The organism is Ruegeria sp. TM1040 (assembly GCF_000014065.1).
Classification (GTDB): Bacteria; Pseudomonadota; Alphaproteobacteria; order Rhodobacterales; family Rhodobacteraceae; genus Epibacterium.
Map to the genome: position 1 here is coordinate 3,037,330 of NC_008044.1, position 11,787 is coordinate 3,049,116.

Below are 11,787 nucleotides of genomic sequence, written 5' to 3' on the forward strand. Positions count from 1 at the left end.
ATGGCAGATAAAAAGACTAAACCGCGTGGCTTGGGTCGTGGCTTGTCGGCGTTGATGGCAGACGTAAATGCGGATCCGGTGAGCACTGAAGGAGGACGACAGCCCCGAAATGCTGAAATCCTCGTTCCTATCGAAAAAGTGCAGGCGAATCCGGATCAGCCGCGTCGCCAATTCCTCCAAGAGGACCTGGATGATCTTACCGCATCCATCAAGGAGAAGGGTGTTCTCCAGCCGCTCATTGTTCGCCCGCGTGATGGTGGCATCTATGAAATCGTAGCTGGTGAGCGCCGCTGGAGAGCGGCGCAAGCTGCTCAACTCCATGAGGTGCCTGTGCTCATCCGAGATTACTCGGATGTTGAGATGCTCGAAGTTGCCATTATCGAGAACATTCAGCGGTCTGACCTAAATGCACTTGAAGAGGCCCAGAGCTATAAGCAACTGATGGACAAGTTCGGCCATACGCAGGAAAAGATGGCGGAGGCGCTCGGGAAGAGCCGCAGCCACATTGCGAACTTGGTTCGCCTACTGCATTTGCCTGAGGATGTTCAGTCACTTGTTCTGGATCGCAAGTTGTCTGCCGGCCACGCCAGAGCGTTGATTACTTCTGACAATGCCTCGGAGCTCGCAAAGAAAATCGTAAAGGGCGGTCTGTCTGTGCGGGCCACGGAGTCGCTTGTAAAGAAAGATGCGGCAGGGACTACATCTTCGTCTAATTCACGCAAAGCAAAACCGCAGGCAGACAAGGACGCGGATACGCGAGCGCTGGAGAATGACTTGTCAGCGATGATCCGTATGAAGGTATCGATTGACCACAAACCCGGTGGCGAATCTGGGGTTGTGACGATTTCCTACGAGACTTTGGATCAGTTGGATGATCTGTGTAATCTGCTCAGCCGTTAGGGCGTGACCAAATGAAGATCATGACCCCTCCAAGCGTAAGGCCCTGAATAAGCAGGACATGTGTCGGGACATTCAGGATGATCGAAATAGAAAAAACAGCGGCGACCGAAAGGGTGGCCGCTTTTTTTGCGGATGGACCGATGGCGCCACGTTCGTTCCAATCTAGGATCATCGGGCCAAATGTTGCATGTGAGAGCAACCAGTCATGCAGACGTTCTGACGATCTTGCAAAAAAGAAAGCTGCCAGTAACAAGAAGGGCACGGTTGGCAACAGCGGCAGCACGACTCCAACCCCTGCCAAAAGAACGCTCGTCAGACCAAGGCAGAGGTAAATAAATCTCATATATCAATCCGTTAGCAGCTCTCGCAGGACCGCGTTGAGTACCGCGCGCCCTTGAGACGTAGCCCGTAGCCGTGACCCGTCCAGATCTAACATGCCGAGGTTACAAAGCTCTTGAATTTTGGATGGCGAGAGCGGCTTTTGAGCGAGGGCAGTATGCCGATCCAGATCTACACCTTCGAACAGACGCAGCCCCATCATCATGTGTTCATTCACCTGATCTTCTGAGTTCAAAGCATCAAAGGGCAATAGCCCATTGCCTTGTTCCACTGCAGAGAGCCATGCGCCAGGTGCGCGGGGTGCCTCTGTGGCGAAACGGGTTCCGTTCAACGTGATGCGACCGTGAGCGCCCGGACCGATCCCAACGTAGTCGCCATATCGCCAGTAGATCAGATTGTGGCGGCTTTCTGCGCCCGGACGGGCGTGGTTGGAAATCTCATAGCCAGGCAATCCATACAATTCACAGATCTCTTGGGTCGCGAGATACATATCTGCGGCGTGATCATCGGTGGGCAGATCCCGCAGCTTGCCGCGGGCATAGCGATCCCCAAAGGCGGTGCCGTCTTCGATCGTGAGCTGATAGAGCGAGAGATGATCAATCGCCATGCTCAAGGCCTCTGAAAGCTCGGCCTTCCATGCGTTCAATGTCTGGCCCTGGCGCGCATAAATGAGATCAAAGCTCACACGATCAAAACAGTTTCGCGCAACGTCGAAGGCTTTGCGGGCCTCTTCAACGGAGTGGATGCGTCCGAGACGCCGCAGATCCTCATCATTGAGCGCTTGGATCCCCATTGAGATCCGGTTGACGCCCGCATCTCGGTAACCCGCAAAACGACCGGCTTCTACCGATCCTGGATTGGCCTCCAAGGATATTTCAATGTCATTTGCAAAGGTCCAGTTCTCGCGTGCAGCTTCGATGACAGCGGCGACGGTATCTGGATGCATAAGGGATGGCGTCCCGCCACCAAAGAAGATCGAGTTCAGGAGGCGATCGGGGAGCAATTCTCCCATGCGGCGCAGCTCGGCCTGATAGGCGGTCACCCAGGCTGATTGGTCGATCTGGGAAACCACATGGCTGTTGAAATCGCAGTAGGGGCATTTGGCCTGACAGAACGGCCAATGCACATAGAGACCAAAGCCCCCATTCCGCCAATCATCCACCAAAGCAACCCTGCACAAATTTTGCGAGGGCCCGACCGCGGTGGCTTATGCGGTTTTTCTCGTCTTTGTCGAGTTGTGCGCAGGTCACATCGTAGCCTTCGGGCATGAACATCGGATCATAGCCAAAGCCACCTTCGCCTCGGATCGGCCAGACGAGGCTTCCGGCCATGACGCCCTCGAAGACTTCGTCATGACCATCAGGCCATGCGAGGACCAAGGTGCAACGGAACTGCGCCGTGCGCGGGGCATCGGGACCTTTTGCGGTAATTTCATCATTGGCGCGGGTCATCGCCTTCATGAAATCGCGCCCGTTGTTGGTCTCGGCCCAGTCAGCGGTGTATACCCCGGGCGCTCCGTCCAAAGCGTCGATGGTGATCCCACTGTCATCCGACAGCGCCGGGAGGCCCGTTGCCTTGGCTGCAGCATGTGCCTTGATGCGGGCGTTCCCGACAAAGGTGTCCTCGGTTTCCTCGGGTTCGGGCAAGTTCAACTCGCCGGCACCCACAACCTTGACACCGAAGGGGGCGAGGATCTCGGTGATCTCGCCTAGTTTGCCTTCGTTGTGGGTGGCGACGAGCAGAGTGTCGCCGTTAAATTTCCGGGTCATGCGCAGGCGGCCTTTTGCATTTCCGCCAGCTCGGATGTTCCTTTAGCCGCGAGATCCATTAGTTCGTTCATCTGATCGCGAGAGAAAACAGACCCCTCGGCGCTCATCTGGACCTCGATAAGTTTGCCGGATCCAGTCATGATAAAGTTGCCGTCAACGCCCGCTTCGGAATCTTCGGGGTAATCAAGATCAAGCACGGGTTGGCCAGCGTAGATCCCGCAGGAGATTGCGGAGACGGGATCGACAAGAGGATCCATGGTAACATCGCCGGCCTTCATCAGCTTGTTGACAGCCAGACGCAGCGCAACCCAACCACCGGTGATCGAGGCACAGCGCGTACCGCCATCGGCCTGGAGCACGTCGCAGTCGACGGTGATCTGACGTTCACCCAAGGCCACGCGGTCGACGCCTGCGCGCAGGGCGCGTCCAATGAGACGCTGGATCTCGACGGTGCGGCCACCTTGCTTGCCCGACGCCGCTTCACGCCGCATCCGGGTATTGGTGGCGCGGGGCAGCATGCCGTATTCTGCTGTAACCCAACCAAGGCCAGAGCCTTTGATGAACGGCGGAACACGGTCTTCGATGGTTGCGGTACACAAAACGTGCGTGTCACCCATCTTGATCAGGCAGGAACCTTCTGCATGTTTGGTAAAGCCGGTTTCAATGGAAACGCTGCGCATTTCATTCAGGGCACGTCCAGAGGGTCGCATGTGGATATCCTTTTGTTGTTGCCCCGTCGATACCGCTCGTGGGGTTGGCGATGCAAGGGTCATTGACCATATCTAGAGATGCGCTTTAGTGACAAATGAGAGGGACTACGGCGATTGGCCGACAGCATCGGGTAAGAGATGACGGACGCGAACTCAATTCTTCAGGACATGAACGACCGCTCTCGAGAGGTGTTTCGGATCCTGGTTGAAAACTACCTTGATACGGGTGGTCCGGTTGGTAGCCGCACGTTGACGCGCTCTCTGAGCGAGAAGGTGAGCGCGGCTACCGTTCGAAATGTCATGCAGGACTTGGAATATCTTGGTCTTCTGGACAGTCCGCATGTCAGCGCGGGACGTATTCCGACGCAGATGGGGCTGCGTCTGTTTGTCGATGGTCTATTGCAAATGGGAGACCCGAGCCGCCAGGATCGGGAGATGATCGACCGCACGCTTGGGGACAATTCAAGCGATGTTGGTGGGATGCTCGACCGGGTTGGGGCGGCTCTTTCAGGTGTCACGCATGGGGCATCGCTTGTGTTGACTCCCAAACACGAAGCAGAGCTGCGCCATATCGAATTTGTGTCTTTGGCTCAGGACCGCGCGCTGGTGGTACTGGTGTTTTCCGACGGGCATGTGGAGAACCGTTTGTTTACGCCACCTCCCGGACAGACTCCGAGCTCGATGCGCGAGGCTGCGAATTTCCTCAATGCCCTGATCGAAGGGCGGACCCTGAGCGACGTGCGCAAGGATGTTCAGGGGGAAATCGAACGGAGGCGTCAGGAGATCGATTCCCTCGCGCACGAAATGATCGAAAGCGGGCTCGCTGCCTGGGAAGACGAGGGCAGCGATCAGGCGCGCTTGATCGTGCGCGGGCGGGCGAATCTCTTGTCAGAGGACGGCGCGCCGGATGAATTGGAAAAGATCCGCAGCCTGTTTGATGACCTGGAGCGCAAGCGAGACATTGCCGAATTTCTCGAACTGACCGAAGAAGGTGACGGTGTGCGCATTTTTATCGGCTCAGAGAACAAACTTTTCTCACTTTCGGGTTCCTCTTTGGTGGTGTCTCCTTATATGAACGCTGATCGAAAGATCATCGGTGCGGTCGGGGTGATCGGCCCCACGCGCCTGAACTACGGACGGATTGTGCCGATCGTGGACTATACGGCACAACTGGTCGGGAAAATGGTATCCGACCGGAGCTAGAGGTGGATTATGGCAGAGCCCAAGAACGAAGACTTTTTGGACGATATCGAGGCGGCCGAAGCCGAGGAGCTGTCGGCTCAGACCGAGGAATTTGACGACGAAGCGCTGGAGCTGGACAGCCTGCGTGCGGAGCGTGACGATTATAAGGATCGCTTTATGCGGGCGCTTGCGGACGCCGAAAACGCGCGTAAACGCGGCGACAAGGCGCGGCGCGAAGCAGAGCAATACGGCGGCTCCAAGCTGGCCCGTGACATGCTGCCGGTCTACGACAACATGAAGCGTGCGGTTGAGGCGGCTACAGAAGAGCAAAAGGCTGTCTCAGCGGCGCTCATCGAAGGGGTCGAGTTGACCATGCGCGCGCTTCTGGACGTGTTCCAGAAACATGGCATCCAAGTGGTTTCGCCCGAGGTCGGAGACCGATTTGACCCGCAGGTGCATGAGGCCATGTTCGAAGCGCCGGTTCCAGGCACAAAGGCCGGTGACATTATTCAGGTGTCAGCCGAAGGCTTCATGTTGCATGACCGCCTGCTCCGGCCTGCTCAGGTTGGTGTGTCGTCAACACCCGCATCCTAAAAGAAATGGGCCCTGACGGGCCCATGCCTCCGGCGGAGGTATTTAGAAAAAGATGAAAGGGCGGCCGTTTCGGACCGCCTTTCTTCTTAACCCTTGCTTACGTCCTTGAGCCGATAGAGTGTTTCGAGTGCTTCACGTGGGGTGAGGTCATCGGGAAAGATCTCTTCGAGGAGCTTTTCTACCGGCGAGGGGCCTTGGGCGGGTTTGGGCTGCGGCGCTGGCGCGGCTGCAAACAACGGCAGGTCATCGATTTGTACCTTTCCGGCACCGCCACCTTCGCGGCTGCTTTTCTCCAGCATATCGAGGACGCTGCGCGCCCGTGCCACGACCGAGGCAGGTAGACCGGCAAGCTGTGCCACCTGCACACCATAGGAACGATCCGCTGCGCCCTTTTTGACCTCATGCAGGAAGATGACTTCGCCTTCCCACTCTTTGACCGAGACGGTTGCATTCTCGACACCGGTGAGTTTTGTCGCGAGTTGCGTCAATTCGTGATAGTGCGTTGCAAAGAGCGCCCGGGAGCGGTTGACCTCATGCAGATGTTCGAGCGTCGCCCAGGCGATCGATAGGCCATCGTAGGTTGCCGTGCCACGCCCGATTTCATCAAGGATCACCAGTGCGCGATCATCGGCCTGATTCAGAATGGCAGCGGTCTCTACCATTTCCACCATAAAGGTCGAGCGTCCACGCGCGAGATCGTCTGATGCGCCAACGCGGCTGAACAACTGGCTGATCATGCCGATATGAGCTGCTTCTGCGGGGACATAGCTGCCCATTTGAGCAAGCACGGCAATCAGGGCGTTCTGACGCAAGAAGGTCGATTTACCGGCCATGTTGGGCCCGGTGAGAAGCCAGATCGCTGCTCCGTCTTGAGGGCTGAGATCACAGTCATTCGCCACAAAGCTGTCACCGCCTTGATGGCGCAACGCTTGTTCCACAACCGGATGACGTCCGCCGTCCACGTGAAACGCACGAGATGTATCAACGCGCGGTCGGGTCCAGTTTTCCGCGCGTGCAAGATCTGCCAATGCGGTGACCAAATCGATCTCGGCAAACCCGCGCGCGGCCTGATTGAGCCGCGCAGCGCTGTCTAGAATAGCGCCAGAAAGCCTTTGATAGAGCCGTTTTTCGATCTCAAGCGCCAGATTTCCGGCGTTCAGAATCTTGGTCTCGATTTCGCTTAGTTCCACGGTTGTGAAACGGACTTGGTTTGCGGTGGTTTGACGATGAATATAGGTGTCTGACATCGGCGCTGACTGCATCTTTGCGGCGTGCGTCGATGTGGTTTCAATGAAATAGCCAAGCACATTGTTGTGCTTGATCTTGAGTGAGCTGATTCCCGTATGCTCTGCATATTTTTTCTGCAGACCTGCGATGACAGAGCGGCCCTCATCTCTGAGGGTGCGCGCTTCATCGAGTTCGCGATCATAGCCTGCTGCGATAAAGCCGCCATCACGGGCCAGCAGGGGGGGCTCGGCGATCAAGGCGGCATCGAGGAGGGAGAGCAGATCTTGGAACCCTTCGAGGGAGTGTGCCGCATCGCGCAGCAGGGTCGGCAGATCCGGATCCTGTAGTGCCCGTTCGATGTCTTCGCCTTGGCTCAGGGCGTTGCGAATGGCAGCGAGGTCGCGTGGTCCGCCCCGATCAAGCGCAAGGCGCGAAAGCGCGCGGTCGATATCAGGTGTTTTGCGGAGAAGGCCACGCAACGTATCACAGCGAATGGGGTCTTCGACGATCGTATCCAGAGCCTCGAGGCGCGCGGAAATCACGTCGAGATTGCGAGAGGGGCTGGAAAGGCGTTGTTCGAGCAGTCGGGCGCCGCCCGGAGTGACGGTGCGATCCACAACAGACAAAAGAGATCCAGCACGTCCGCCAGATAGCGAGCGGGTGAGTTCGAGGTTACGCCGGGTTGAGGCGTCGATCTGGACTGTCCGATCCTCGGATTCCTGGAGTGGAGGCTGCAACAGGGGCAGTTTGCCTTTCTGCGTGATCTCCAGATAGTCCACGACAGCGCCCATGGCCGAGATTTCGGCCCTGTTGAAGGTGCCAAAACCATCGAGCGCGCTCACATTGAACAGATGGCAGAGACGTTTTTCTGCAGCGGTACTGTCAAAGCTTGCCTTCCCAAGAGGCGTGAGCGGGATTTTGTACTCCTCTGCCAAAGGCAATGTGGCGTCAAAGATGGGGCCATCTGCAACGATCAGCTCTGATGGGGCAAGACGAGCAAGCTCTGGACTGAGACGCACGCGGGCGACGGGCATGACGTGAAACGCGCCGGTTGATATATCGGCCCAAGCCAGGGCGGCCTGGTCACGCAGTTCGGAATAGGCCACCAGGAAGTTATGGCGACGCGCTTCGAGCAGGGAATCCTCGGTAAGCGTGCCGGGCGTCACCAGGCGTACCACGTCACGTTTCACAACGGATTTGGAACCACGTTTCTTGGCTTCTGCGGGGCTTTCAAGCTGCTCGCCCACGGCAACGCGAAACCCTTTGCGGATCAGGGTCAAAAGATACCCTTCGGCGGCATGCACGGGAACGCCGCACATGGGAATATCCTCGCCTTCGTGTTTGCCCCGTTTTGTGAGCGCGATATCAAGCGCCTCGGCCGCGTTGACCGCATCCTCAAAGAACATCTCGTAGAAATCGCCCATGCGATAAAACAGGAGCGCATCCGGGTATTGCGCCTTGATCTCGAGATATTGCGCCATCATCGGCGTGACAGACATGCGAGCCCCCATTTGTCAGGTCGCACGACGTTTACATGGCTCGAGTCGTGAGGAAAACCCGGCAAACAAAATGCCGAGCCCCGCCTGTGCGGAACTCGGCTTGATGGGATGGTTTCACGTTCAGGAGTAGAGAGACCGCAAAGAACCCGGTGACGCATTGGCAATCGAGAGCGACAGGCCGCTCAATTGCTCTTGCACGCTCAGGGCTTCATAGCGGGTTGCGGCATCTTCCATGTCCGTGTCTGTGAGCTCGCTGATGCCGAGCCTAACCGCATCGCTCAATTTGTCGAGGAACACGTCCTGCTCGGCCATCTGCTGTGCTCCGGCCCCAAGCGAAGCGGCACCTTCGGTGGCATACCGCAAGAACCCCTCGATCTCGCCAAGTGCGGTACGCGCCGAGGCAGCATCCGTCACCGTCGTGCGGTTGTTGATGTCAAAGCTGGCGCTGCCTTCAAAATCCACACTGTCCACGGTGATACTGGACAGCGTCGGCGCATCATCGCCTGAACGATCCTGAGAGGCTGCAACGGTGAGGCTTGTGCCACCATTGCCGTCAGTGTCTGTCGCCAACAGGTTGACGCCGTTGAAACCGGACGAAGAAATGATCGTGTTGATCTGCTCGGTCTTCTGAGCAAGCTGCTCTTCGATCTTGCTGTAATCACTGACACCGGAGTTGGCTTGGATCGTCAACTCTTTCATATCTGTCAACAGCGATGTGATCTGCTCAGCGCCAGCGGAAGCGACAGCGACTGTGGCTTCTCCGATATTCAATCCTTTGGATGTGGCTTCAAAGCCTGCCAGATCGGATCCCATGATCTCTGAGATTGCCCAGATTGCAGCAGAATCTTTGGCTTTGTCGACTTCCTTGCCGGTGGAGACGTCTTCCTGGACCTCCTCTTTCTCCACCTGTCTGTCGGATAGGACCCGAAGCGCGATCTCCGCGCCCGGATTTGTGTTGATACTCGTCATTTGCGCACCCCTTTAATAGCTTAATACCTGGTATGCATGCTTCGTTGGACCGTGCGGGATGATCCCGTCCGGACGGGGGATGCCGTTCTGACAAATGCGGTCGCACGTTAGGACGCCGCGCCACTTGGGCAGCAAGTGCAGTGAATTAACACAATACAACTGTAGCAAAGCCGCGTCTGAATTGGGGCTGAAATTTGACAAACCCTTACGATTTTAAGTCAGGATTTGAAAGAAATGCAAAATAGTGAATTGTGAAAGCCGTGCATTGAGAGGTTTGGCTGGCTGAGATATGACAGTTTTCGACTAGGAGAGGACGAAGACCGACATGCCCAAAGCCAAGATTACCGATGAAGAGGCACTGGCCTTTCACTTGGAACCCAGCCCCGGTAAATGGGAGGTCACCGCGACGGTTCCGATGACCACGCAGCGGGATCTGTCCTTGGCCTATAGCCCCGGTGTTGCGGTGCCTTGCGAAGCCATCGCTGAAAACCCCGAAACCGCCTATGACTACACAAACAAGGGCAATCTTGTTGCGGTGATCTCCAATGGGACCGCCGTTCTGGGTCTTGGCAACCTCGGCGCGCTGGGTTCAAAGCCCGTGATGGAAGGGAAATCGGTCCTCTTCAAACGCTTTGCAGATGTGAACTCGATCGACATCGAACTCGACACCGAGGACCCGGACGAATTCATCAAGGCGGTTAGACTGATGGGGCCGACCTTTGGCGGCATCAACCTTGAGGACATCAAGGCGCCCGAGTGTTTCATCATCGAACAGAAGCTCAAGGAAGAGATGGACATTCCGGTCTTCCATGACGACCAGCATGGCACCGCCGTGATCTGCGCCGCCGGTCTGATCAACGCGCTGCATTTATCGGGCAAGAAGATCGAAGATGTGCGGATTGTCCTCAATGGGGCAGGGGCGGCGGGCATTGCTTGTATTGAGCTCTTGAAATCCATGGGCGCGCGGCACGAAAACTGCATCGTCTGCGACACCAAGGGCGTGATCTATCAGGGCCGTACCGAGGGGATGAACCAGTGGAAGTCAGCGCATGCGGTGAAGACAGAACTGCGCTCGCTCGAAGAAGCCATGAATGGCGCGGATGTATTCCTTGGCGTTTCGGTCAAAGGTGCGGTGACGCAGGACATGGTAAAATCCATGGCCGACAACCCGGTTATCTTTGCGATGGCAAACCCCGATCCGGAAATTACGCCCGAAGAGGCGCATGAGGTTCGCGTGGATGCGATCGTGGCGACGGGACGTTCGGACTATCCGAACCAGGTAAACAACGTTCTCGGCTTTCCTTATCTCTTCCGCGGAGCGCTCGATATTCATGCCCGGGCCATCAATGATGAGATGAAGATCGCCTGCGCGCATGCTTTGGCGCGCCTTGCGCGCGAGGATGTGCCGGATGAGGTCGCGCTGGCCTATGGTAAATCCCTGTCCTTTGGTCGCGACTACATCATCCCGACGCCCTTTGATCCACGCCTGATCCACCGCATTCCGCCAGCGGTTGCCAAGGCCGGCATGGATACTGGTGTAGCCCGTCGTCCGATCATCGATATGGACGCCTACGAACACGGTCTGCGCGGACGTATGGACCCGACGCAATCGATCTTGCGCGGTCTCAATGCACGCGCGCGTGCAGCGCAGTCGCGGATGATCTTCGCCGAAGGTGATGATCCACGCGTTCTGCGTGCAGCCGTCACCTATCAGCGCTCAGGATTTGGCAAGGCTCTGGTCGTGGGACGTCAGGACGACGTCAAAGCCAAACTTGAAGAAGCGGGTCTGGGCGATGCCGTGCGTGAGCTGGAGGTCGTGAACGCCGCCAATACGCATCACTTTGAAACCTATAAGGATTTCCTTTACGAGAGACTGAACCGCAAAGGGTTTGATCGCAAGGATATTCACCGTCTGGTGGGGCGTGATAGACATGTGTTCTCTGCGCTGATGCTTGCACATGGACATGGCGACGGTCTGGTTTCGGGCGCGACTCGCAAGTCTGCGCATGTGCTCGACCGGATCAACCATGTGTTCGACGCAGATGCGGAACATGGTGCCGCTGGGGTCACGGCATTGCTTCACAAGGGTCGCATTGTCTTGATCGGAGACACGCTCGTTCATGAATGGCCTGACGAGAATGACCTAGCCACCATTGCAGAGCGTGCAGCTGGTGTGGCGCGCCACATGGGTCTTGATCCGCGTGTGGCCTTCGTCAGTTTTTCGACCTTCGGCTATCCGGTCTCGGAGCGGGCGGAGAAGATGCATATTGCGCCAACCGTGCTTGATAAACGCGGTGTAGATTTTGAATACGAAGGCGAAATGACCGTAGATGTCGCCCTCAACGCCAAGGCGCAGGAGCATTATCCGTTCCAGCGCCTGTCTGGTCCGGCCAATATCCTGGTGGTTCCGGCGCGTCACTCGGCATCGATCTCGGTGAAGCTGATGCAGGAGATGGGTGGTGCCACGGTTGTGGGTCCGATCCTTTCGGGTGTCGACAAACCGATCCAGATCTGCTCCACCACCTCGACCGCAAATGACGTGCTGAACATGGCCGTTCTTGCGGCCTGCAACATCGGTTGAACCAGAAGGGAGGCTGC

10 protein-coding genes are annotated in these 11,787 nt (G+C 57.0%); 4 read left to right on the plus strand and 6 right to left on the minus strand.

Annotation, left to right across the window (positions count from 1 at the left end):
* On the plus strand, positions 1 to 900 hold the full coding sequence (locus TM1040_RS18800; protein WP_011540181.1) for a ParB/RepB/Spo0J family partition protein: 900 nt from the start codon (positions 1 to 3) through the stop codon (positions 898 to 900).
* Here TM1040_RS18800 and TM1040_RS18805 read toward each other — a convergent pair.
* From TM1040_RS18805 to rph, 4 genes are read right to left on the minus strand one after another with little or no spacing between them, the layout of a single operon-like run.
* Positions 890 to 1,243, minus strand: a complete 354-nt coding sequence (locus TM1040_RS18805; protein ID WP_011540182.1) for a YbaN family protein — start codon at positions 1,241 to 1,243, stop codon at positions 890 to 892. The two genes, TM1040_RS18800 and TM1040_RS18805, sit on opposite strands and share 11 nt — an antisense overlap.
* 3 nt (positions 1,244 to 1,246) lie before the next feature.
* Complete coding sequence (gene hemW, locus TM1040_RS18810) at positions 1,247 to 2,401, minus strand: radical SAM family heme chaperone HemW (protein WP_011540183.1); 1,155 nt, start codon at positions 2,399 to 2,401, stop codon at positions 1,247 to 1,249.
* A complete protein-coding gene (rdgB, locus tag TM1040_RS18815) occupies positions 2,394 to 3,008 on the minus strand; it encodes an RdgB/HAM1 family non-canonical purine NTP pyrophosphatase (RefSeq protein WP_011540184.1) in 615 nt (204 codons plus the stop codon). The genes hemW and rdgB overlap by 8 nt, the downstream gene beginning before the upstream one ends.
* Positions 3,005 to 3,718, minus strand: coding sequence for a ribonuclease PH (gene rph / locus TM1040_RS18820; protein WP_011540185.1), 714 nt, complete (start codon positions 3,716 to 3,718; stop codon positions 3,005 to 3,007). Before rph ends, rdgB begins: the two co-directional genes overlap by 4 nt.
* Positions 3,719 to 3,856: 138 nt before the next feature.
* On the opposite strand from rph, the gene hrcA reads away from it, so the two are divergent.
* The gene (gene hrcA / locus TM1040_RS18825) at positions 3,857 to 4,921 is read left to right on the plus strand and encodes a heat-inducible transcriptional repressor HrcA (protein WP_011540186.1); all 1,065 of its coding nucleotides are present in this window, start codon (positions 3,857 to 3,859) and stop codon (positions 4,919 to 4,921) included.
* A 9-nt stretch (positions 4,922 to 4,930) separates the two neighbouring features.
* Positions 4,931 to 5,494 (plus strand): nucleotide exchange factor GrpE, encoded by a 564-nt coding sequence (locus TM1040_RS18830; RefSeq protein WP_011540187.1) that lies wholly within the window; start codon positions 4,931 to 4,933, stop codon positions 5,492 to 5,494.
* A gap of 86 nt (positions 5,495 to 5,580) precedes the next feature.
* On the opposite strand, the gene mutS is transcribed toward TM1040_RS18830, so the two are convergent.
* Both mutS and TM1040_RS18840 read right to left on the minus strand, forming a co-directional pair.
* Entirely contained in the window at positions 5,581 to 8,220 is a 2,640-nt protein-coding gene (gene mutS, locus TM1040_RS18835) for a DNA mismatch repair protein MutS (protein ID WP_011540188.1), read from the minus strand.
* A gap of 120 nt (positions 8,221 to 8,340) precedes the next feature.
* Positions 8,341 to 9,189 carry a flagellin gene (locus TM1040_RS18840; protein ID WP_011540189.1) on the minus strand — a complete coding sequence of 283 codons (849 nt, stop codon included), beginning with the start codon at positions 9,187 to 9,189 and terminating at the stop codon, positions 8,341 to 8,343.
* A gap of 325 nt (positions 9,190 to 9,514) precedes the next feature.
* Between TM1040_RS18840 and TM1040_RS18845 the strand changes: the two genes are divergently transcribed.
* Positions 9,515 to 11,770, plus strand: coding sequence for an NADP-dependent malic enzyme (locus TM1040_RS18845; RefSeq protein ID WP_011540190.1), 2,256 nt, complete (start codon positions 9,515 to 9,517; stop codon positions 11,768 to 11,770).
* The last annotated feature ends 17 nt before the right edge of the window (positions 11,771 to 11,787 follow it).